This window comes from Streptomyces sp. NPDC002446 (genome assembly GCF_053595675.1).
Window position 1 is genome coordinate 1 of the sequence record NZ_JBSFYC010000088.1, and the last position, 21,821, is coordinate 21,821.

Annotated in this window: 17 protein-coding genes; 9 read left to right on the forward strand and 8 right to left on the reverse strand. The window is 71.8% G+C overall.

Annotation, left to right across the window (positions count from 1 at the left end):
- Nucleotides 1–524: 524 nt before the first annotated feature.
- From ACWD6P_RS32640 to ACWD6P_RS32660, 5 genes are read right to left on the reverse strand one after another with little or no spacing between them, the layout of a single operon-like run.
- Nucleotides 525–1,835: a DUF58 domain-containing protein gene (locus tag ACWD6P_RS32640; protein ID WP_451447805.1), complete on the reverse strand. Its 1,311-nt coding sequence runs from the start codon at nucleotides 1,833–1,835 to the stop codon at nucleotides 525–527.
- Nucleotides 1,836–1,844: 9 nt separating this feature from the next.
- Nucleotides 1,845–2,810, reverse strand: coding sequence for an AAA family ATPase (locus ACWD6P_RS32645; RefSeq protein ID WP_451447806.1), 966 nt, complete (start codon nucleotides 2,808–2,810; stop codon nucleotides 1,845–1,847).
- Nucleotides 2,791–4,020: a DUF4350 domain-containing protein gene (locus ACWD6P_RS32650; protein WP_451447807.1), complete on the reverse strand. Its 1,230-nt coding sequence runs from the start codon at nucleotides 4,018–4,020 to the stop codon at nucleotides 2,791–2,793. Before ACWD6P_RS32650 ends, ACWD6P_RS32645 begins: the two co-directional genes overlap by 20 nt.
- Complete coding sequence (locus ACWD6P_RS32655; RefSeq protein WP_451447808.1) at nucleotides 4,017–4,670, reverse strand: DUF4129 domain-containing protein; 654 nt, start codon at nucleotides 4,668–4,670, stop codon at nucleotides 4,017–4,019. The genes ACWD6P_RS32650 and ACWD6P_RS32655 overlap by 4 nt, the downstream gene beginning before the upstream one ends.
- A 43-nt stretch (nucleotides 4,671–4,713) precedes the next feature.
- Nucleotides 4,714–6,114 (reverse strand): hypothetical protein, encoded by a 1,401-nt coding sequence (locus ACWD6P_RS32660; RefSeq protein ID WP_451447809.1) that lies wholly within the window; start codon nucleotides 6,112–6,114, stop codon nucleotides 4,714–4,716.
- 152 nt (nucleotides 6,115–6,266) lie between these two features.
- Between ACWD6P_RS32660 and mtnA the strand changes: the two genes are divergently transcribed.
- From mtnA to ACWD6P_RS32695, 7 genes are all read left to right on the forward strand, one after another.
- Entirely contained in the window at nucleotides 6,267–7,439 is a 1,173-nt protein-coding gene (gene mtnA / locus ACWD6P_RS32665; RefSeq protein WP_451447810.1) for an S-methyl-5-thioribose-1-phosphate isomerase, read from the forward strand.
- Nucleotides 7,436–8,113 carry a two-component system response regulator MtrA gene (mtrA, locus tag ACWD6P_RS32670; RefSeq protein ID WP_030416996.1) on the forward strand — a complete coding sequence of 226 codons (678 nt, stop codon included), beginning with the start codon at nucleotides 7,436–7,438 and terminating at the stop codon, nucleotides 8,111–8,113. Before mtnA ends, mtrA begins: the two co-directional genes overlap by 4 nt.
- Nucleotide 8,114: 1 nt before the next feature.
- Nucleotides 8,115–10,232 (forward strand): MtrAB system histidine kinase MtrB, encoded by a 2,118-nt coding sequence (mtrB, locus tag ACWD6P_RS32675; RefSeq protein ID WP_451447811.1) that lies wholly within the window; start codon nucleotides 8,115–8,117, stop codon nucleotides 10,230–10,232.
- Nucleotides 10,222–12,105 (forward strand): LpqB family beta-propeller domain-containing protein, encoded by a 1,884-nt coding sequence (locus tag ACWD6P_RS32680; RefSeq protein WP_451447812.1) that lies wholly within the window; start codon nucleotides 10,222–10,224, stop codon nucleotides 12,103–12,105. Before mtrB ends, ACWD6P_RS32680 begins: the two co-directional genes overlap by 11 nt.
- Nucleotides 12,106–12,317: 212 nt before the next feature.
- Nucleotides 12,318–13,058 (forward strand): ComF family protein, encoded by a 741-nt coding sequence (locus ACWD6P_RS32685; RefSeq protein ID WP_451447813.1) that lies wholly within the window; start codon nucleotides 12,318–12,320, stop codon nucleotides 13,056–13,058.
- Nucleotides 13,059–13,352: 294 nt separating this feature from the next.
- On the forward strand, nucleotides 13,353–14,039 hold the full coding sequence (hpf, locus tag ACWD6P_RS32690; RefSeq protein ID WP_451447814.1) for a ribosome hibernation-promoting factor, HPF/YfiA family: 687 nt from the start codon (nucleotides 13,353–13,355) through the stop codon (nucleotides 14,037–14,039).
- 233 nt (nucleotides 14,040–14,272) lie between these two features.
- On the forward strand, nucleotides 14,273–15,025 hold the full coding sequence (locus ACWD6P_RS32695) for a response regulator (protein ID WP_451447815.1): 753 nt from the start codon (nucleotides 14,273–14,275) through the stop codon (nucleotides 15,023–15,025).
- Nucleotides 15,026–15,061: 36 nt separating this feature from the next.
- Here ACWD6P_RS32695 and ACWD6P_RS32700 read toward each other — a convergent pair whose 3' ends face one another.
- Complete coding sequence (locus tag ACWD6P_RS32700; RefSeq protein ID WP_451447816.1) at nucleotides 15,062–16,294, reverse strand: winged helix-turn-helix domain-containing protein; 1,233 nt, start codon at nucleotides 16,292–16,294, stop codon at nucleotides 15,062–15,064.
- An 85-nt stretch (nucleotides 16,295–16,379) separates the two neighbouring features.
- Nucleotides 16,380–17,009, reverse strand: a complete 630-nt coding sequence (locus ACWD6P_RS32705) for a GNAT family N-acetyltransferase (protein ID WP_451447817.1) — start codon at nucleotides 17,007–17,009, stop codon at nucleotides 16,380–16,382.
- A 250-nt stretch (nucleotides 17,010–17,259) separates the two neighbouring features.
- Here ACWD6P_RS32705 and secA point away from each other — a divergent pair, with 250 nt between their 5' ends.
- Nucleotides 17,260–20,067, forward strand: a complete 2,808-nt coding sequence (gene secA / locus ACWD6P_RS32710; RefSeq protein ID WP_451447818.1) for a preprotein translocase subunit SecA — start codon at nucleotides 17,260–17,262, stop codon at nucleotides 20,065–20,067.
- Nucleotides 20,068–20,156: 89 nt separating this feature from the next.
- On the opposite strand, the gene ACWD6P_RS32715 is transcribed toward secA, so the two are convergent.
- A complete protein-coding gene (locus ACWD6P_RS32715; RefSeq protein ID WP_451447819.1) occupies nucleotides 20,157–20,930 on the reverse strand; it encodes an Rv3235 family protein in 774 nt (257 codons plus the stop codon).
- Between the two features lie 299 nt (nucleotides 20,931–21,229).
- Between ACWD6P_RS32715 and ACWD6P_RS32720 the strand changes: the two genes are divergently transcribed.
- Nucleotides 21,230–21,736 (forward strand): DUF6912 family protein, encoded by a 507-nt coding sequence (locus ACWD6P_RS32720; protein ID WP_451447820.1) that lies wholly within the window; start codon nucleotides 21,230–21,232, stop codon nucleotides 21,734–21,736.
- Nucleotides 21,737–21,821 lie beyond the last annotated feature (85 nt).

A 21,821-nucleotide genomic window follows, 5' to 3' on the forward strand; every position in this document is an offset into this window, starting at 1 on the left:
CGCCGATGGTACTGCAGGGGGGACCCTGTGGGAGAGTAGGACGCCGCCGAACAATATTTGTGGGAAGGCCCCGCACCGTATGGTGCGGGGCCTTTTTGCGTTCTCGGGGGATTTCCGGAGGTGGGCTTCCGGGGTGGATTGGTTGATGGAGAAGGGGAATGGGCGACATGGACGGTGTCGTGCGTGCCCCTTTGGCGCTTCTTGATGGTGCTGGCCGGGCCCGGGGCCGGGGCGTTGTGGCGACACCGTGCCGGCTCTCTCTTCGCTGTAGCTGTACTGGAGCGACTTCCGCGCCCAACTAGCTGGGCAACGCCGCGTCCCCGAAGCGCTCTGCCCGTAACGCATCTGTCGGCTAGCGGCCCGCAGTGCCAGCCGTGCAATGCCATGCCGTGCAGGGCCATGCGGTGCAAGTCTGTGCTGCGGAATTGCCCGACGCCGAGTGCTCCCCGTCTCATATGTCCCATGTGTATGAGGGGTGGTATGAGTGGGGCAGCACCACAGGGGCGGTGTTGCGGCGGTCGGTGTTACAGCCTGCCGGTGGACTTCAGGGTGAGGTACGCGTCGGCCAGGTCGGGGGCCAGATGGTCCGGGGTGGAGTCGATGACGGTGATGCCGTGGCGGCGGAGGCGGTCTGCTGTGTGGCGGCGGGCGGCACGTGTCTGTTCTGCGGCTGCCGCTGCGTAGACCGCCTGGGGGCTGTGGCGTCCGGTTGCCATCTCTTCGATGCGCGGGTCGGCGACGGCCGCGACGATGAGTTCGTTGCGCTGGGTGAGAGTGGGGAGGACGGGGAGGAGCGCTTCCTCCACGGGGGCCGCGTCGAGGCCGGTGAAGAGCACGATGAGGGAGCGACGCGGGGTGCGGCGGCGGATCGCGGCGGCGAGGCCGCGGGCGTCCGCCTCGACCAGTTCGGGATCGAGGGGGGCGAGCGCCTCGGTCAGGGCCGGGAGGACATCGCGGGCCGCGCGGCCTTGCACGGAGGCGCGTACCCGGCGGTCGTAAGCGAGCAGGTCCACGCGGTCGCCGGCGCGGGCGGCGAGGGCGCCGAGCAGCAAGGCGGCGTCCATGGAGGCGTCGAGGCGAGGAATGTCGCCGACGCGGCCGGCGGAGGTGCGGCCGGTTTCCAGGACGAGCAGGATGCGGCGGTCGCGTTCAGGACGCCAGGTGCGGACGGCGAGGTCCTGGCGGCGCGCGGTGGCGCGCCAGTCGATGGAGCGGGTGTCGTCGCCGGGGGTGTAGTCGCGGAGGCTGTCGAATTCGGTGCCTTCGCCGCGGGTGAGGATGCTGGTGCGGCCGTCGAGTTCGCGGAGTCGTGCGAGTTTGGCGGGGAGGTGCTTGCGGCTGGTGAACGGCGGCAGCACACGCAGCGTCCAGGGGACGTGGTGGGTTCCCTGACGGGCCGCCAGGCCTAGCGGGCCGTAGGAGCGGACGGTGACGCGGACGGCGTGGTGGTCGCCACGGCGGGTGGGACGGAGCGTGGTGGTGAGGCGGCGCCGCTCGGCGGCGGGGATGCGCACAGTGTGGCGGGATGCGGGGATGTCCGAGCCGGGGTGGAAGGAGCTCGGGGGCCAGGCGTCGCGGATGTCGGCGCGCAGGTGACGGCGGCTCGGGTTGGTGAGGGTGAGGTGTGTGTGGGCTTCGCCTGTTAGTCGAACAGTTGTGTCACCGGTTCGGGTGAAATGGAGCTTCCGCACTGGCGCGGCGAGCGCCAGGTCGCACAAAATTGCTATCAGCAGGGCGAGTTGGACGGTGAGGATGCCGAGCCAACTGGGCAGCACGAAGCCGACGAAGAGGGCTCCGAGTGCGGAGATGAGGGCGGTGCGTCCGGTGAGGGCCACGGTGTCGTCTTAGCGGGGGACGGGGACATGAGCGAGTACGGCGTTGATCACGGAGTCTGCGGTGACTCCTTCCATCTCCGCTTCGGGGCGGAGCTGGATGCGGTGCCGGAGCGTGGGAAGAGCAAGGGCCTTGACGTCGTCAGGAGTGACATAGTCGCGGCCGGTGAGCCAGGCCCAGGCGCGTGACGTCGAAAGCAGGGCGGTAGCGCCTCGGGGGGAGACGCCGAGTGCGAGTGAGGGGGATTCGCGGGTGGCACGGCAGATATCGACGATATAGCCGGTGACTTCGGGGGAGACCGAGGTCTTGGCGACCGCGGCGCGGGCAGCATCGAGGTCGGCGGCGGAGGCGACGGGGCGGAGCCCTGCGGCGCTCAGGTCGCGGGGGCTGAAGCCGGCCGCGTGGCGGGTGAGGATGTCTATCTCGTCGTGACGGGCGGGGAGCGGAACCGTCAGTTTCAGCAGGAACCGGTCGAGTTGGGCCTCGGGCAGCGGATAGGTGCCCTCGTACTCCACAGGGTTCTGCGTGGCGGCCACCAGGAACGGCTCGGGGAGGGGACGGGCTGTGCCGTCGACGGTCACCTGGCGCTCTTCCATTGCTTCGAGCAGGGAGGCCTGGGTCTTGGGGGGCGTGCGGTTGATCTCGTCGGCGAGTAGCAGGTTGGTGAAGACGGGGCCCGGCTGGAAGGAGAACTCTGCGCTGCGGGCGTCGTAGACCAGCGAGCCGGTGACATCGCTCGGCATCAGGTCGGGGGTGAACTGGACGCGCTTGGTGTCGAGTTCGAGGGCAGCTGACAGGGAGCGTACGAGAAGGGTCTTGGCGACGCCGGGGGCGCCTTCGAGGAGCACATGACCGCGGCAGAGGAGGGCGACGACCAGGCCGGTGACGGCGGGGTCCTGGCCTACGACGGCCTTGGCTATCTCGGTGCGCAGGTCCTCGAGGGAGGCTCGGGCGCTGTCAGCGGTCGGGGTGCTCACGGGGGGCGTGCCTCTCTTGGGAAACGAGCGAGGATTCGAGTTCGTCGAGTTGGTCCGCCAGGCGGACCAAGGCCTTGTCGTCCGCGGGTGGCGGGCCGAAAAGGAGGGCGTGGAGACCTGTTCCGGCGTCAGGGGCGGACGCCAAGTGGGCTTGTACGGCCGGGATGAGGGTCTCGGGCGTGTGGGCGTGAGCCGGGGGCACGCCGAGGAGGGGGGCGAGTCGTGTGCGGGTCGCGGAGCGCAGGACGGCTGAAGCCCTGTCACGGGCGTTGGCCTGTTCGTAGAGGCGTGCGTGGCCCTCGGTGGTCTCGGCTGCGGGGACGGTGACGGGGAGCTTCTCCGGCACCAGGGGGCCGAGTCGGCGCGCGCGCCAGAGGGCTGCGAGTACGGCGGCGAAGGCGAGTTGAAGCAGGGCCCAGCGCCAGCCGGAGGGGATCAGGTCGAAGAAGCCGCGCTGGTCGTCCTGGGCGGACGACGGGTCGCTTACGGAGGGGAGGTACCAGACCAGATGTTCGTGGGGACCGAGGAGTTGGAGTGCCAGCGAGGCGTTGCCGTTCTCGGCGAGGTGCTGGTTGTAGAGGAGATCGGCGGAGCCGAGGAGCACGGTGTCACGGCCGGTGCCGGCGGCCGGCAGGCGCAGCAGGGTGGGCCTGCCGCCGCTGAGGTAGCAACGGTCGGCGCCGTCAGCGGCGGTGGCGTAGCGCAGACCACCGAGGAGGGCGTCGCCGGCGCGGCGGGCTTCGGGCAGAGAACAGGCGGGCGGCCGTGCGGAGCTGCCGACCGGGGTGTCGATCTGAACGTTCGGGGCGAAGATTCCGAGCGCCGGAGCGCCGGGGGCGAGCAGGACGGTGCGTCCGGGGGTGCGCGCGGTCGCGGTGTGCAGGCCCGTCAGCTGGCGTTGTGTCAGTACGTCGGGGTTGGTGACGAGGAGGGTGGTGCCGGGGCCCGCTGCTGCGGCGGCTTCCTCCGAGGTCGTCACGACCTGGGTGGAGACGCCGTGGGCGGCGAGGAGTCGGGCCAGTGCCTGGCTTCCGGAGCGGTCCGCGGAGCGGGGGTCGAGTCGGCCGTGCTGCTCACCGGACTGCAGGGCCGCGAGGACGATTCCACTGATGACAAGCAGGAGGAGCGCGAGCAGGGGGCCGCGCGAGCGGGCCCACAGACGACGCGTGGTGGGGGAGAGCGCGGGGGTGCCCGCGGTGGCCGTGGTCATCCGCGGCTCCTGGTCGCGGTGGTGGTCAGGGCGGGCTTGGCGCGTTGGAGGTCGGTGTCGAGGCCGGTCAGGAGGGCGTATGCCCGTTCCGTGCCGGGGCGGCCGCCGTATGTGACGTCGTCGAAGGTGCGGGCGGCGGTGCGCAGTTGGTCGGCGTACGAGGGGAGCACCCGGCCCGCCTCGGTGGCGGCCTCGTCGGCGGTGCGGCCGGGGCCGGGAGTGAGCAGGGCGCGCTCTTCGAGAGCGAGGACGATGGCGCGCATGCGGTCCTGGACGGCCTGGTTCCAGTGGCCCGCGGCGGCGTGCCGGTCGGCGGCCGCGCGGTGTTCCGCGGCCGTGCGGGGGGTGTCACCGAAGAGCGCGCCGCTCGTGGTGGGAGTGCGGCGTACCGCGCCGAGCCGGAGCCGGAGGGCGACGACCAGCAGCAGGACGAACGCGGCGATGGCGAGCAGCCCGATCCAGCCGCCCGGTGTGGTGCCGGCGGCCGCGCTGAAGAACTCGTTGACGCGGTCCCAGAGCCAGTCCAGGGCTCGCTGGATCGGGTTGGGGTCGTGCTGGTGGTACCGCGGATCGGACAGCTCGCGCTCGGCCGCCTCGCGGGCGGGGAGGCGAGGCGTCCGCACGGGTATGTCGTCGTCGGTGTATGCCATGAGTGGTCCGAGCACGGCCGTGTTCCCCCCTGTGATCACCGCATCAGCTTCCCGGAGCGGTTTCGGTGGGGCCCTGGTCGGCTTCGTCGGCGGGTGCCGTCGTGGCCGTCGGCGCTTCGTCGGAGGGGGCGTCGGCGCCGTAGCCGGGGAGGCCGGCGGCGCGGGCGAGTTCGAGGTCGAGGGCCTCGCGGCGGATGCGCTGGTCCATGTACAGGAGCGCGGTGACGCCGGCGCTGATCGGGAAGGTGACGGTGGAGCTGATGACGGCGCCGATGCCCAGCACGGTCAGGAACGTCCAACCGGTGCTGTCAGTGGTGCCGTTCGCCCAGTCCATGAGGCTCTCGCCGTCGATGAGGAAGGCGATGAGAGTGGCCGGGATCTGGACGATGAACTCGACGATGGCGATCAGCAGGTAGGCGAGCAGCTGGGCGCCCAGTACCCGCCACCAGGAGCCCCGTACGAGCTTGACGGAGCGGCGCATGGACGCGATGACGCCCTGCTTCTCCAGCATCAGTGCGGGGGAGGAGAGGCTGAAGCGGACCCACAGCCAGATGTTCACGACGGTGGCGGCCAGTCCACCGAACAGGGCGAGGAGGATGCCCATGTCGAGCGTGCCCGTGGCGGCCAGGATGACGCCGGGAGCCACGCCGACCGCGAATATCGCGGTGATGATCGTGGGGAGCAGAACGAGCAGGCCGAGCAGGCGGGGGAGCTGGCCACGGGCGTCGCGCCAAGCATCCGCGGAGGTCACCGGGCGGCCCAGCACGGCACGGCTCACGACCATGGTGAGCAGACCGGTGGCGATGATCGTGGCGAGCAGTCCGATCGCCGAGGTGATGGCGCTGCCGGAGAGGGTGTCGCCGAGCTGGCGCATGGTCTCGCGGAGCGGCGGGACGTTATTGCCCGAGACGGTGGCCGCTCGGCCGGAGTCCTGGAACCACACCCCGGTGACGACGGTGACGGCGGTCTGCGAGACGACCGCGACGAGCAGCGAGATGCCGAGGACGGTGCGCCAGTGGGCGCGCATGGTGGAGACCGCGCCGTCGAGGATCTCGCCGATGGCGAGCGGCCGCAGCGGGATGACGCCCGGCTTGGCCACCGGAGGCGTCGCGGCCCAGCTGCCGCCCCAGGAGGACTGCTGGCCGGGGCCGGGCTGGCTGCCCCAGCCGGGGCGGGCCGAGCCGGCCGACGCGGCACGGGAGCGGTCGCCGGCCGTGTCCTGACCGCCGCTGCTGCCGTGGGGGCCGCTCTGGCTGGGGATGCCGGCGGGGGCCGACCACTGGCCGGCGGGCGGCTGTTCCTTGGACCAGTTCGGCGGGGCCGGCTGCTCCGCGGGGCCGGGCGGATCCTCCGAGGTGGGCTGGGTGGGCTGCTCCTGCGTGCCGCGGCCCGGCTCGTCGGAGGGCGTGGATCCGGGCGAGGCCCAGCCCGGAGAGTTGTTCATCGTCGCTCCTTCTTACTGGCCGTCCGCCGGGGCGGCCGGGGTCCGGGGTCCGCGGTGCCAGTCATCGTGTCATGGCGTCCGGGGTCGTGTACCCGCGCCCTGAGAGTGAGGGGACCTTCTGTTCGAGGGCGGTTCGGCGGCAGACTGAACGAATGGGCGATCAGTACGAGATATCCGAGGCGGGTGCCGGGATGCTCGCCATCCCGTCGTTGCGCTGGGAGGAGCCGCCGGAGGGGCCCGTGGTGGTCCTCCTCGACCAGACCCGGCTGCCGGCCGAGGAGGTCGAGCTGGTGTGTACGGACGTACCGGCGCTGGTCGAGGCGATCCGGACGCTGGCTGTGCGCGGGGCGCCATTGCTGGGCATCGCGGGTGCCTATGGCGTCGCGCTGGCCGCGGCGCGGGGCTTCGACGTGGAGGAGGCTGCACAGGCGCTGGCGCAGGCCCGGCCGACCGCGGTCAATCTGGGGTACGGCGTACGCCGGGCGGCCACGGCGTACCGGGCGGCGACGGCCGACGGGGCTGATGCCCGGGCGGCAGCGGCGGCGGCGCTGGCCGAGGCCAGGGCGGTGCATGCGGAAGACATCGCGGCCAGCGCGCGGATGGCGGAGCACGGTATGGCGCTGCTGGGTGAGCTGCTGCCGGGCGGCGGCCACCGGATTCTCACGCACTGCAATACGGGGGCGCTGGTGTCCGGGGGCGAGGGCACCGCCCTGGCGGTGGCGCTCGCGGCGCACCGGGCCGGGCGGCTGCGCCGGCTGTGGGTGGACGAGACGCGGCCTCTGCTGCAGGGGGCGCGGCTGACCGCCTACGAGGCGGCGCGGGCGGGCATGGCGTACACGGTGCTGTCGGACGGTGCTGCGGGCTCGCTGTTCGCCGGACGTGAGGTGGACGCGGTGCTGATCGGGGCGGATCGCATCGCTGCGGACGGTTCGGTCGCCAACAAGGTCGGTAGTTATCCGCTGGCGGTGCTGGCGCGCTACCACCATGTTCCGTTCGTCGTGGTGGCGCCGACCAGCACGGTCGATCTGGAGACCGAGGAGGGTGCGGATATCGAGGTGGAACAGCGACCGGGGCAGGAAGTGACGGAGTTCTCTTTGCCCTCTGTGCAGGGGGCCGGGGCGGTTGCGGGCAGTGGCATACCGGTGGCGCCGTTGGGCGCGCAGGCCTACAACCCGGCCTTCGACGTCACTCCGCCCGAGCTGGTGACGGCGATCGTCACGGAGGCCGGGGTGGTGTCGCCGGTGACCCGGGAGGCGCTTGCCGAGGTGTGTTCCACGTCACGATGGAGTAAGTCACGATCAGGTAATGGGATGATGGCCGAATGAAGGGACGCGTCCTGGTCGTCGACGACGACACCGCACTGGCAGAGATGCTCGGCATCGTGCTGCGCGGCGAAGGCTTTGAACCGTCGTTCGTGTCGGACGGTGACAAGGCTCTGGCTGCCTTCCGCGAGACCAAGCCCGATCTTGTGCTGCTCGACCTGATGCTGCCCGGGCGGGACGGTATCGAGGTGTGCCGGCTGATCCGGGCGGAGTCCGGTGTGCCGATCGTCATGCTGACCGCCAAGAGCGACACGGTGGATGTGGTGGTCGGGCTCGAGTCGGGCGCGGACGACTACATCGTCAAGCCGTTCAAGCCCAAGGAGCTGGTGGCGCGGATCCGGGCCCGGCTGCGGCGTTCGGAGGAGCCGGCGCCCGAGCAGCTGGCGATCGGTGACCTGGTCATCGATGTGGCCGGCCACTCGGTGAAGCGGGACGGGCAGTCGATCGCGCTGACCCCGCTGGAGTTCGATCTGCTGGTGGCGCTGGCGCGCAAGCCGTGGCAGGTGTTCACGCGTGAGGTGCTGCTCGAACAGGTCTGGGGCTATCGGCACGCCGCCGACACCCGGCTGGTCAATGTCCATGTGCAGCGGCTGCGCTCCAAGGTCGAGCGGGATCCGGAGCGTCCGGAGATCGTGGTGACCGTGCGCGGTGTCGGCTACAAGGCCGGGCCAAGCTGAGATGATCCGGGACGGTTCGACCCCGGAGGGAAAGCGGGGGCGCACCGTCGGCGCGACGGGTGATATGTCCCTTTCGGCTAGGTTTGCTGCTCGGTTGCTGCGTGGTGGGCAGTTGCTGCCCGACGGCGCGGTGAGCGGGCCGGTCCACCCCCTGCTGCGGCTCTTCAGCCGCTGGGTACGCCGGCCGTTGCTGCCCGCCCTGCGACTGTGGCGCCGCAACATCCAGCTGCGCGTGGTGGCGACCACGCTGCTGATGTCACTCGCCGTGGTCCTACTGCTCGGCGTCGTGGTCGTCGGGCAGGTCCGTAACGGCCTGCTCACGGCCAAGGCGCAGGCCGCGCAGAGCCAGGCCGTGGGCGGCTTCAGCGTCGCCCAGAAGATGGCCGACGGCGCCGACGACACCCGTACCGACGACACCGCCCGCACCGGCAACCGCGGTACCCAGGACTCCGCGACCTGGCTGACCGGCCTGGTCGAACAGCTCGCCAGTGGCGGGCAGGGCGTGTTCTCGGTCGTGGCGCTCAGCTCCGACTCCGACGAACCGTTCGGCGACTCCAGCCCCGGAACGCGCGGGCCGCGTGCCTCCGGCGACGTCGATCCCGAGCGGAGCGTGCCCGCCGAGCTGCGGCGGAAGCTGGACACCAAGTCCGGGACGTTCCGCCAGTACACCCAGATCAAGCGCATCGGGTCGGACGACGGTGTCCCGGCGCTGATCATCGGCAAGCGGCTCAACGACGTCAACAGCAACCAGTACCAGCTCTACTACCTCTTCCCGTTCAGCCAGGAAGCGGAGTCGCTCAAGCTCGTGACGGGGACCCTCGCGACGGCCGGGGTGTTCGTCGTGATCCTGCTCGGCGCGATCGCCTGGCTGGTCGTGCGGCAGGTCGTCACACCCGTACGGATGGCCGCCGGGATCTCCGAGCGGCTCGCCGCCGGCCTCCTCCAGGAGCGGATGAAGGTCACCGGCGAGGACGACATCGCCCGGCTCGGCGAGTCCTTCAACAAGATGGCGCAGAACCTCCAGGTCAAGATCCAGCAGCTGGAGGAGCTGTCCCGGATGCAGCGCCGCTTCGTCTCCGACGTCTCGCACGAGCTGCGCACGCCGCTGACGACCGTACGCATGGCGGCCGACGTCATCCATGAGGTGCGCGACGAGTTCGACCCCGCCACGGCACGCTCCGCCGAGCTGCTGCGCGGCCAGCTCGACCGCTTCGAATCGCTGCTCGCGGAGCTGCTGGAGATCAGCCGGTTCGACGCGGGGGCGGCCGCGCTGGAGGCCGAGCCGATAGACCTGCGCGATGTGGTGCACCGCGTCATCGAGGGCGCCGAGCCGCTCGCCGAGCGCAAGGGCACCCGCATCCTGGTGCGCGGCGCCGAACAGCCGGTCATAGCCGAGGCCGACACCCGCCGCGTGGAGCGGGTGCTGCGCAATCTGGTCGTCAACGCCGTCGAGCACGGCGAGGGCCGGGACGTCGTGGTGCGGCTGGCCTCCGCGGGCAGCCGCAGCGGCGGCGCGGTCGCCGTCGCGGTCCGCGACTACGGCGTCGGCCTCAAGCCCGGCGAGGCCACCCGGGTCTTCAACCGCTTCTGGCGGGCGGACCCGGCCCGGGCCCGCACGACCGGCGGTACGGGGCTCGGCCTGTCCATCGCCGTCGAGGACGCCCGGCTGCACGGCGGCTGGCTGCAGGCCTGGGGCGAGCCGGGCGGCGGCTCGCAGTTCCGGCTGACCCTGCCCCGTACCGCCGGCGAGCCGCTGCGGGGCTCCCCGATACCGCTGGAGCCGGAGGACTCACGGCGCAACCGCGGGCTGGACGAGACCGGACAGCCGCGAGCCGGGGCGGGCCGCAAGGCGTCCACGATCCCGGTCCAGGCGCGGGTCTCGCTGCCGGGCGGTGCGCCCTCGCTCGCCTCCGAGCCGCGTGCCATGGCGCGGGCGACCGCCGATCCCACGGCGCTGCCCGGCAGCGGCGCCCGGGTGATGCCGCAGAGCGGGAGCGTACGGAGCGCAGAGACAGCGCGCGACGGGAGCGCGCGCACCGGCGAGCCGCCCCGTGACGGCGAGGCCGAGCAGGGAGCCGGACAGGGCGTGGAATCGGAAGGCGGGCCGCGTGGACACTGAGCGCGTGAGCGAGCGCGGGGTGGGGCCCACGTCCCGTAAGCGCGCCCGCAGGGGAGCCGGGCAGGCGCGGAAACTGACGCTGCTGGGCTGCGCGGCGGCGCTGCTGGCCGGATGTGCGTCCATGCCGGACAGCGGCGAGGTCACGGCGGTCGACCAGTCGCCGCGCTCCGAGGGCGACTCGCAGGTGCGGGTCTACGGCGTACCCCCGCAGGACGGTGCGCAGCCGACCAACATCGTGCGCAGCTTCCTCGACGCCACGACCAGCGACGAGGCCGATTTCCGTACGGCCACCCAGTATCTGGCCAAGTCGGCGAAGCGGACCTGGCGGCCGTTCCAGGTCACCAAGGTGCTCCAGGAGCGCCCCAAGCCCGAGCCGAAGGTGCAGCCCAACCGCGAGGACGTGAACGGCTACACGGTCACCCTGTCCGGCAGCCAGGTGGCGTCGGTCGACGACCGGCACGCCTACCGGCCGGAGGAGCAGCCGTACCGCCAGACGATCCACCTCATCAAGGAGGGCGGACAGTGGCGTATCGACCGGCTGCCCAACGGGCTGGTGCTGGGGCTGTCCGACTTCCAGCGCATCTACCGCTCCGTCAACAAGTACTACTTCGCCTCCTACAAGTCGGAGTCGGAGGAGCCGAAGGCGAGCCGCAATGTGCTCGTCGCGGACCCGGTCTACCTGCGGCAGCGGATAAAACCGATCACGGCCAGTGTCGAGGCGCTGCTCTCCGGGCCCACCGACTGGCTGAACCAGGTGACGACCTCGGCGTTCCCGCCCGGCACCCGGCTCGCCGCGCGTGATCTGTCGCTGGACGACTCCAATGCGCTGCGGGTCAAGCTGAGCAAGGAGTCGGTGAGCACCGACACCGCCCAGTGCAAGCGGATGGCGGCTCAGCTCTTCTTCACCGTCCAGGACATGACACGCGCCTCGAAGATCAGCGAGGTGGAGCTCCAGGACAACAGCGGTAACTCGCTGTGTGTGCTGTCCCAGGAGCAGGCCGAGCGCGACTACGCGCCGTCGCCGCGCGCCGTGCGCTCCGCCAAGGAGTACTTCATCGACGCCGACCACAAGGTCGTCGCCATGTCGGACACCGCGACCGAGCCGACGCCGGTGCGCGGTCCGTTCGGTACGGGCAGTACGCCGCTGCGCTCGGTCGCCATCTCGCACGGCGAGAACGCCGCGGCCGGTGTCTCCAGTGATGGCCGGTCCCTGTACGTGGCCGCCATGGAGGACGGCATCGAGCGCGGCCGTCCACTGCTGACCAGCGGCGGTTCGGCCAAGCACGCCGACGACGGGCTGACCGCGCCGAGCTGGGACGGGCTGGGGGACCTGTGGATCGCGGACCGCGATGCCCACGGCTCCCGGCTGCTGCGGATGCGCGAGGGCAAGGGCGATCCCGAAGAGGTCGCGGTACCCGGTCTCGGCGAGCGGCGGATCAAGGCGATCAAGGTGGCCGCGGACGGTATCCGGATCGCGGTCCTTGTGGAGGACAAGGGGCGTACGACGCTCCAGCTCGGCCGGGTCGAGCGTGGCGGCAGTTCGGCGCATCCTGAGCTGTCGGTGCAGGAACTGCGACCGATCGCACCGCAGTTGGAGGACGTGGTGGCTGCGTCCTGGGCCGGGGGCAGCCGCCTGGTGGTCGTCGGGCGGGAGTCCGGCGGGGTGCAGCAGATGCAGTTCATGGAGACCGACGGCTCGGCGTCCAACGCGCAGACGCTGCCCGGCGTCAACGGCGTCAAGGCGGTCGCCGCCTCGGAGGACGAGACCAGGCCGCTGATCGCCGATGCCACCGAGGGCATTGTGCGGCTGCCTCCGGACGCGAACTGGAAGACGGTGGCGAAGGACGGGACGGCGCCGGTCTATCCCGGATGACGCCGTGACCGGGGGGCGGCGCGGGCCGGCGGAGCGCGGGTCGTTCTGCCGCCGTGCCCCTGCCGACGTGCCGGTGCGGGCGGCGGGACGCCCTCGGGCCCGGCGCCTCGGCGCGGGCCCGCGTCACTGACCGCCGCCGGGCCCGCGCCGAGGCGCCGCACGAGTTATCCACAGGGGTGGTGGCCGGACGCGGACGGCGGGACAGTGGGGCCATGCAGGGGGTGTGGCGCGAACTGGCCGGTCTTGTCCTGCCGGTCGCCTGTGCGGGGTGTGGCCGGCCGCGTACGGAGCTGTGTACGGAGTGTCGCCGGGCGCTCGCGCGGGACGGGCGCGGGGCGCGGCGGGTGCGTCCGCGGCCGGGGCCGGCGGGGCTGCCCCGGGTGTGGGCGGGTGCGCCGTACGCCGACGAGGTGCGGGCGGTGCTGCTGGCGCACAAGGAACGGGGTGCGCTGCGGCTGGCCGGGCCGCTGGGGGCGGTGCTGGCCGGGGCGGTGCGGGGGCTGCGGCCGGGCGGCGGGCCGCTGCCGCTGGTGCCGGTGCCGTCGGCCCGGAGGTCGGTGGCCGGGCGGGGGCATGATCCGGTGCGCAGGATCGCGCTGGCGGCGGCCGCTGCGCTGCGACGGGCGGGGGTGGGGGCCCATGTCCTCCCCGTGCTGCGGCAGCGCCGTGCGGTGTCCGACCAGGCGGGCCTGAGCGCCCGGCAGCGGCTGGCGAACGTCGCGGGGGCACTGGAGGTGCGGGGCGCGGCCGGGAGGCTGCTGACGGGGCAGCCAGTGGTGCTGGTGGACGATCTGGTGACGACGGGGGCCACGCTGGCCGAGGCGGCGCGGGCGGTCGTGGCGGCCGGCGGTGCGGTGATCGGGGCGGCCGTGGTGGCGGCGCCGGGCAGTGCCTTTGAAATCGATGTGCAGCGCCGGGCCGGCCGGGGAATGGAATTCCCACATGGCCGGTAGTCGCCTGGGAAAAGTCACCCAAACGGAGCTGAGCGCTGCGAGGGGGTGCCGACATCCGTCCAGGAGAGCTATGTTCGGTTGTGAGGACTTGGCGGATGTTTTGCCTCGGATGTCGCGATGAATGCGTTCAGGGGCGTTTGCAGCGACCCTGAAAACGGGGGGCGTGGAGATCTTGTCGTCGGGGGAGGAGGAGGTGAAAGTCGCCAAGTCCGAGGCTTCGGCAACTACCGGAGCCTGGTGCAAGAAGGAATTGCCCCGCTTGATGAGCGGAGCGATCCGGGAACGGAGTTCTGCGTGGACATCGTCGTCAAGGGCCGCAAGACCGAGGTGCCCGAGCGGTTCCGCAAGCACGTGGCCGAGAAGCTGAAGCTGGAGAAAGTCCAGAAGCTCGACGCCAAGGTGATCAGCCTGGACGTCGAGGTGTCCAAGGAGCCCAACCCGCGGCAGGCCGACCGTTCCGACCGAGTGGAGATCACGCTCCGCTCCCGTGGCCCGGTGGTCCGGGCCGAGGCGGCCGCAGCAGATCCGTACGCCGCGTTGGACCTGGCAACCGCCAAGCTGGAGGCGCGGCTGCGCAAGCAGCACGACAAGCGCTTCTCGCGTCGCGGCAACGGCCGCATCCCGGCGAGTGAAGTCGCTGTCAGCGTGCCCGACGCCGCGAGCCTGAACCCCAACGGCGAACTCGCCACCGAAGCCGATCAGACGGTGCCGACCACGAGGATGGGGTCGATCGACGTCCAGGGCGAAGGGCCTCTGGTCGTCCGCGAGAAGACCCACTCGGCCGCGCCGATGACGCTTGACCAGGCGCTCAACGAGATGGAGTTGGTCGGACACGACTTCTACCTCTTCGTCGACGCCGACACCAAGCTGCCGAGTGTCGTCTACCGGCGGCACGCATACGACTACGGCGTCATCCACTTGAACCCCGATTCGTTCGGGGAGGAGGAGCCCGGCGGCGCAGGCGGCGCGCTGGGCGGCTGAACCCCACCCGCTCGGTGCCCCCGGCGTGCGCCGGGGGCACCATCGTGCCCGGAGAAAGCAGGAGTTGAAGCCGTATAGTGTTTGTGCCAGCCAGGGAGTATGTGGACACGAAACGGCGAGATGCCGGGGAGACGGTCGTATGGCATTGATCGGGCTGGCCGCAGAGGGCTGTTGTCAACCAGCCTTATTTCCAAGCTCTGGCCTTTCGGCGGGGTAGTTGACGGGGAGGATCAATGGGGGACAGTTTTGGTCCCGTACGCGGTGACGCGGACGACGACGAAAGCGGTGTCGGGGGCGACGAGCGGACCGTGAGCGTGCCGCGCAAGGAACCGATCCGGGTTCTGGTGGTGGATGACCACGCGCTTTTCCGGCGGGGCCTGGAGATCGTGCTGGCCCAGGAAGAGGACATCCAGGTCGTCGGTGAGGCGGGGGACGGCGCGGAGGCGGTCGACAAGGCCGCGGATCTGCTGCCCGACATCGTGCTGATGGACGTGCGGATGCCCAAGCGCGGTGGGATCGAGGCATGCACCTCCATCAAGGAGGTGGCCCCCAGCGCGAAGATCATCATGCTGACGATCAGCGACGAGGAGGCCGATCTCTACGACGCGATCAAGGCCGGCGCCACCGGCTATCTCCTCAAGGAGATCTCCACCGACGAGGTGGCGACCGCGATCCGCGCGGTGGCGGACGGCCAGTCGCAGATCAGCCCGTCCATGGCGTCCAAGCTCCTGACGGAGTTCAAGTCGATGATCCAGCGGACGGACGAGCGCAGGCTGGTGCCCGCGCCCCGGCTCACCGACCGGGAGCTGGAGGTCCTCAAGCTGGTCGCCACCGGCATGAACAACCGCGACATCGCCAAGGAACTCTTCATCTCCGAGAACACGGTGAAGAACCACGTCCGCAACATCCTGGAGAAGCTGCAGCTGCACTCCCGGATGGAAGCGGTGGTGTACGCGATGCGGGAGAAGATCCTCGAGATCCGCTGAACGGCCGGCCGGGCCGGCACCGGCCCGGCCGGTCGCTCAGCCGGGCGCGTCCTGCGCGGACAGCTCCGTGCGCAGGGCCGCGGCCAGCCGAGGGTCGTCGCAGCGCTCCACGCGGACGGCATCGCAGCCGACCCAGGTCGCGGCCTCCAGGAGGGCCTGGGCCATCGGGGCGACGGCCTTGCGGTTCTGCAGGGAGACCTGGCGGGCGACGAGGGTGGTGCCCTCACGGCCCGGGTCCACCCGGCCGATGAGCTGGCCGCCGGCCAGCAGGGGCATCGCGAAGTAGCCGTGTATCCGCTTGGGGCGGGGGACGTACGCCTCCAGGCGGTGGGTGAAATCGAAGATCCGTTCCGTGCGCGGCCGGTCCCAGATCAGCGAGTCGAACGGCGAGAGCAGGGTGGTGCGGTGCCGGCCGCGGGGCGCCGTAGCCAGCGCTGCGGGATCGGCCCAGGCGGGCTTTCCCCAGCCCTCGACCTCGACGGGGACCAGCCCGGAGTCCGCGACGACGGCGTCGACCTGTTCGCCCTTGAGGCGGTGGTAGTCGGCGAGGTCGGCGCGGGTGGCCACGCCCATGGCGGCCCCGGCCTGGGCGACCAGGCGGCGCAGGCACTCGGCGTCGTCCAGGTCGTCGTGGAGCAGACCGTCGGGGACGGCGCGCTCGGCGAGGTCGTAGACGCGCTTCCAGGCGCGGCGCTGTGTGCACACCACGTCGCCGGTGTCCAGCAGCCACTCCACCGCGATCTTGGTCTCGGACCAGTCCCACCACTCCCCGCCCTTGCGGCCCCCGCCCAGCTCGGAGGTGGTCAGCGGGCCGTCGGCCTTGAGGCGGTCCAGGACGGCGGCGCAGGAGCGCTCGGAGTCCTGCATGACGTGCCAGCGGTGGCCCTTGGCGCGCCGGGCGCGGCGGCGGAAGGCGAAGTGCGGCCACTCCTCGATGGGCAGGATGCAGGCGGCGTGCGACCAGTATTCGAAGCTGTGGGGCCGCGCCGGGGGCCTGCCCGCGGGAGCGGCGTTCCAGTAGGCGGCCTCGACGGCCGGGCGGCCGACGGCGCCGAGGCGGGCGTAGGGCACCAGCTCGTGGGAGCGGGCCAGCACGGAGATCGTGTCCAGCTGCACCGCGCCCAGGTGACGCAGCACGCCCCGGACCCCCGCCCGGCGGTCCGGGGCGCCCAGCAGGCCCTGCGCCCGCAGCGCGATGCGGCGGGCGTCGTCGCGGGACAGGCTGGTCACGGGCTGCGGCAGAGGCGGCGGCTGCGTCACGGCGGTCATGCGGGAAAGCGTAGGGGCGGGCACTGACAACGCCCCCGGGCCGGGAGCCACCGGCGGTCGTACACCGCCGGCGCCGGGCGCTGCCTCAGCCGCGGTACGGCAGGTAGGGCGTCGCCTCCCGTACGGCGGACGCTCCGAGCTCCTCGCCGGACAGGTCAGACAGGTCAGACAGGTCGGACGGGAGCAGCGAGCCGATCCATACGTCCCGGCGGGTGCCCTCGTGCAGGAGCTTGGCGCGCAGGGTGCCCTCCCGCTGGAAGCCGAGTTTGCGGGCGACCGCCCAGGAGCCGTCGTTGCCCGCCTCCGCGAGCCACTCCATGCGCTCCACGCCGAGATCGTCGAAGGCCCAGCGCAGCACCGCGCGGGCCGCCTCGACGGTGTATCCCCGGCCGCGCTGTTCCTTGGCGGTCCAGTAGCCCAGCTCGGCCTGCCGCTCCGGGGTGCGCAGATGGTCGAGGCGTACCAGGCCCATCGCGCCGACCAGCGAGCCGTCCGCCTTGGTGACGACGGCGAAGTTGTAGCTCGTGTCGTCGCGCCAGCCGTCGGGGGCGATCGTCCCGACGAACTGCTCCGCGTGCTGGTGGCTGTACGGCGAGGGGACGCTCGTCCAGCGCGGGATGTCGGGCTCCTGGCAGGCGGCGTGGACCGCGGGCGCGTCGGAGGGCTCGAAGGGCCGCAGTACGAGGCGCTCGGTGGTGAGGGTGACGGGCTTCATGGCCTGAGTCTGCAAGTTCGCGGAAGGCGCCGCGAAGGAATTTCGCGTGATTCCCGGCACCTGCCCGGCACCTTCTCGCGGCCTTGTGCGTTCACGTGGGGAGGGGATAGCGGGGTTCGCGGCGGCGGACCTCCCGGCCCGGCGGCGTCCTCCCTTACGATGGCCGTTGCGGCGGGGCCTGCCCCCTTGGAAAAATGCCGCGCCCGCGCACTCGACCGTGCAGGCCCGACCGGCAAGGAGACCAGCCCAAGTGTCCGTCTTGACGAAGATCATGCGTGCAGGCGAAGGAAAGATCCTGCGCAAGCTGCACCGCATCGCGGGCCAGGTCAACTCCATCGAGGAGGACTTCGCGGCCCTCTCCGACGCTGAGCTCCGGGCGCTCACCGATGAGTACAAGGAGCGGTACGCGGACGGCGAGAGCCTCGACGATCTGCTGCCCGAGGCGTTCGCCACGGTCCGTGAGGCCGCCAAGCGGGTGCTCGGCCAGCGGCACTACGACGTCCAGCTGATGGGCGGCGCGGCCCTTCACCTCGGGTACGTCGCCGAAATGAAGACCGGTGAGGGCAAGACCCTGGTGGGTACCCTCCCGACGTATCTGAACGCGCTGTCCGGCAAGGGCGTGCATCTGATCACGGTCAACGACTATCTGGCCGAGCGCGACTCCGAGATGATGGGCCGCGTCCACAAGTTCCTGGGTCTGACCGTCGGTTGCATCCTCGCCGACATGACGCCGGCCCAGCGCCGTGAGCAGTACAACTGCGACATCACCTACGGCACGAACAACGAGTTCGGCTTTGACTACCTGCGGGACAACATGGCCTGGTCGCAGGACGAACTCGTCCAGCGGGGCCATAACTTCGCGGTCGTCGACGAGGTCGACTCGATCCTCGTCGACGAGGCCCGTACGCCGCTGATCATCTCCGGCCCGGCGGACTCGGCCACCAAGTGGTACGGCGACTTCGCCAAGTTGGTGCAGCGCCTCAAGCGGGGCGAGGCCGCCAATCCGCAGCGCGGCATCGAGGAGACCGGCGACTACGACGTCGACGAGAAGAAGCGCACGGTCGGCATCCACGAGTCCGGTGTCAGCAAGGTCGAGGACTGGCTGGGCATCGACAACCTGTACGAGTCGGTCAACACCCCGCTCGTCGGGTACCTCAACAACGCGATCAAGGCCAAGGAGCTCTTCAAGAACGACAAGGACTACGTCGTCATCGACGGCGAAGTCATGATCGTCGACGAGCACACCGGCCGTATCCTCGCCGGCCGCCGCTACAACGAGGGCATGCACCAGGCCATCGAGGCGAAGGAAGGGGTGGAGATCAAGGACGAGAACCAGACGCTCGCCACGATCACCCTGCAGAACTTCTTCCGCCTCTACGACAAGCTCTCCGGCATGACCGGTACGGCCATGACCGAGGCCGCCGAGTTCCACCAGATCTACAAGCTCGGCGTGGTCCCGATCCCCACCAACCGCCCGATGGTCCGTATGGACCAGGCGGACCTGATCTACCGCACCGAGCCGGCGAAGTTCGACGCGGTGGTCGAGGACATCGTCGAGAAGCACGCCAAGGGCCAGCCGATCCTGGTGGGCACGACCTCCGTGGAGAAGTCCGAGTACCTCTCCCAGCAGCTCAACAAGCGCGGTGTGCCGCACGAGGTCCTCAACGCCAAGCAGCACGACCGGGAGGCCTCGATCGTCGCCCAGGCCGGCCGCAAGGGCGCCGTCACGGTCGCCACGAACATGGCCGGCCGCGGTACGGACATCAAGCTCGGCGGCAACCCCGACGACCTCGCCGAGGCCGAGCTGCGCCAGATGGGCCTGGACCCGGTCGAGCACGTCGAGGAGTGGGCGGCCGCGCTGCCCGCCGCCCTGGAGCGCGCCGAGGCCGCGGTCAAGGCGGAGTTCGAGGAGGTCAAGGAGCTCGGCGGGCTGTATGTGCTCGGCACGGAGCGGCATGAGTCGCGCCGGATCGACAACCAGCTGCGCGGCCGCTCCGGCCGTCAGGGCGACCCCGGCGAGTCGCGGTTCTACCTCTCCCTGGGCGACGACCTGATGCGGCTGTTCAAGGCCCAGATGGTCGAGCGGGTCATGGCGATGGCCAACGTCCCCGATGACGTCCCGATCGAGAACAAGATGGTGACGCGGGCGATCGCCTCCGCCCAGTCGCAGGTCGAGCAGCAGAACTTCGAGACGCGCAAGAACGTCCTGAAGTACGACGAGGTGCTCAACCGCCAGCGTGAGGTCATCTACGGCGAGCGCCGCCGCGTCCTGAAGGGCGAGGACCTGCAGGACCAGATCAAGCACTTCATGGACGACACCATCGACGCCTACATCCAGGCGGAGACCGTCGAGGGCTTCGCCGAGGAGTGGGACCTGGACCGTCTGTGGGGCGCGTTCAAGCAGCTCTACCCGGTCAAGGTCACCGTCGAGGAGCTGGAGGAGGAGGCCGGCGACCGCGCGGGCATCACCGCCGAGTTCATCGCCGACGCCGTCAAGGACGACATCCACGAGCAGTACGCCGCCCGCGAGGAGCAGCTCGGCTCGGAGATCATGCGTGAGCTGGAGCGCCGGGTCGTGCTGTCCGTCCTGGACCGCAAGTGGCGTGAGCACCTCTACGAGATGGACTACCTCCAGGAGGGCATCGGCCTGCGGGCGATGGCCCAGAAGGACCCGCTGGTCGAGTACCAGCGTGAGGGCTTCGACATGTTCACCGCCATGATGGAGGGCATCAAGGAGGAGTCCGTCGGCTACCTGTTCAACCTGGAGGTCCAGGTGGAGCAGCAGGTCGAGGAGGTCCCGGTGCAGGCGGCGGAGCAGGAGGCGGTGCCCGCCGGCGCCGGCCGCCCCGAGATCCACGCCAAGGGCCTGGAGGCGCCGCAGCGGCCGGACCGGCTGCACTTCACCGCGCCGAAGGTGGACGGTGACGGCAGCGTCATCGAGGGCGACTTCATCAGCGACGAGGAGGCCGGCGCCCCGGCCCGCTCCGAGGCGGACGGGCTGACCCGCGCGGAGCGGCGCAAGGCCCAGAAGAGCGGCGGCCGTCGCCGCAAGAAGTGAGCGGGTGACGCGGCCCCGGCAGTCGATGCCGGGGCCGCGCAGCGCGGGGCGCCTCGGCCGGAGAACGGCCGGGGCGCTTTCGCGTGCGGTCACGGCGCCGGGCTCGCGGCGGCCGGCGCCGGGCCGATGTCCAGCGCGGCGCACCGCCACCGGGAGTCGGCGCCCAGCTCCAGCCGGAAGGCGAGGGCCCGCAGCCGCTCACCCGCCGCGATCCGGGCGAACGCCTCGATGACGCCGCGGCGCGGCCGGCACAGCCCGCACTCGCGCACGGTCGGGACCGGACCGCGCCGCCCCGGCCCGAGCGGGGGCCGCAGCGGCGCCTGCGGAGCCAGCTCCACCAGCCGGTCGTAGGCGGCCGGCAGCGCATGCCCCAGCAGCGCGTGCACCGGCCGCTGCCCGCTGAGGGTGAGCACCAGCTGGTGGGCGAACCACAGGTGCGGCCGGCTCTCGTGGGCCCGGCGCTGCGCCCCGACGGTCGGGAGCGGGGCGCCGGACGGGGCGGGGCCGCCGGGGCGGGGCGTGCGGGGCGTGGTGCGGTTGGGGCCGCGGCCCGCGGAACCAGGGCCGCGGCCGGCCGGGCCGGGCCCGCTGCCCGCCGGGCCGAGGGGGCGGCGGCCGGCGGGGGCGCGCCGGGGCCGGGGAACGGTCGGGGCGGCCGGTACCGGGGGCGGAGCCGGGGCCGCCGGGCCGGTGCGCCGGCCACGGGCGCCGGCGGCGCCGGGCGGGGTGGCCGCGGTGGGCGGGGCGGCGGGCGCCGCGGTGCGCCCGGAGGCGTCGTGCCGGGTGCTCTCGTCCGTGGGTGTGCCGCCGGCGCCGGGGATGGCGCGCGCGGCGGTGGTCGTCGTGGTGTGGTCGCCGGTCATGGTGGTGATCGCCCCCGTCGTGCCGGGCGCCCGGTGGATTACTGGGCGGTAGCTTTTTGGTGGGCAACTTCGTACCGGCGGGAGCGGGGCCGCAGCAAGGCGCCCGGCGGCCGGGGCGCGGGCCGGCACGAGTTCACCCTTCCGTGGCGCGGGCCCGCAACAGAGCCGCGGGCGCGGGGCGGGGGAGGGGGCCGGGACGGGCGGTGCGGGTGGCCTGGGAGCGGCACGATGGGGGACGCACGCCCGTATGCTGGCGGGACCATCGTCGGAGTCGAGCGAATCGAGCGGAAGCGGCTGCCATGCGCGTCTATGTCCCCCTGACCCTTTCCGGTCTCGCAGAGGCGCACAAGAGCGGCGAGCTGGCCGCCGGCGCCCTGGGCGCGTACGCCGTCACGCCCGCGCTGCGCGAGTGGTACGTCTCGGACGACATCGAGGAGCTGGAGTACGCGGCGCTCGGCCGCGCGGCCCAGGCCTCGCTGCGGCTGCTCGCCGGGGACCCCGGGGCCGCGCGGCGCCGGGTGGTGGTGGCCGTGGACGTCCCGGACGGCGCGGCGGTGGCGGACCCGGGCCAGGGGCTCGGCGAGTCGGCGCTGGGCGAGGTGCGGGTGGCCGGCCCCGTGCCGCTGTCGAAGGCCGCGGCGGTGCATGTGGACGCCGCCGACGCGGAAGCTGACGTCGCGGCCGCCGCGGCGGCGCTCGGCGCGGCGGACCGGGGCGACGACGACGCGCAGTTCACCGTGGACGGCGCGGAGGACCACGATCTGATGTGGTTCGGGGTGCAGGAGATTCCCGAACTGATCGGCTGAGGAGCACCGCGCCCGCCGCCGCGGCCGCGATGTCAGTGGCTGCGGGTACGTTTTCTGCAAGGGGAACCGCGCGGCAAGCGCGCAC

Coding starts and splice junctions, on each gene's coding strand:
- ACWD6P_RS32650 (WP_451447807.1), bottom strand. CDS start 4,020: ATGACCACGGCCACCGCGGGCACCCCCGCGCTCTCCCCCACCACGCGT.
- ACWD6P_RS32655 (WP_451447808.1), bottom strand. CDS start 4,670: ATGGCATACACCGACGACGACATACCCGTGCGGACGCCTCGCCTCCCC.
- ACWD6P_RS32660 (WP_451447809.1), bottom strand. CDS start 6,114: ATGAACAACTCTCCGGGCTGGGCCTCGCCCGGATCCACGCCCTCCGAC.
- mtnA (WP_451447810.1), top strand. CDS start 6,267: ATGGGCGATCAGTACGAGATATCCGAGGCGGGTGCCGGGATGCTCGCC.
- mtrA (WP_030416996.1), top strand. CDS start 7,436: ATGAAGGGACGCGTCCTGGTCGTCGACGACGACACCGCACTGGCAGAG.
- mtrB (WP_451447811.1), top strand. CDS start 8,115: ATGATCCGGGACGGTTCGACCCCGGAGGGAAAGCGGGGGCGCACCGTC.
- ACWD6P_RS32685 (WP_451447813.1), top strand. CDS start 12,318: ATGCAGGGGGTGTGGCGCGAACTGGCCGGTCTTGTCCTGCCGGTCGCC.
- ACWD6P_RS32695 (WP_451447815.1), top strand. CDS start 14,273: ATGGGGGACAGTTTTGGTCCCGTACGCGGTGACGCGGACGACGACGAA.
- ACWD6P_RS32700 (WP_451447816.1), bottom strand. CDS start 16,294: ATGACCGCCGTGACGCAGCCGCCGCCTCTGCCGCAGCCCGTGACCAGC.
- ACWD6P_RS32705 (WP_451447817.1), bottom strand. CDS start 17,009: ATGAAGCCCGTCACCCTCACCACCGAGCGCCTCGTACTGCGGCCCTTC.
- ACWD6P_RS32715 (WP_451447819.1), bottom strand. CDS start 20,930: ATGACCGGCGACCACACCACGACGACCACCGCCGCGCGCGCCATCCCC.
- ACWD6P_RS32720 (WP_451447820.1), top strand. CDS start 21,230: ATGCGCGTCTATGTCCCCCTGACCCTTTCCGGTCTCGCAGAGGCGCAC.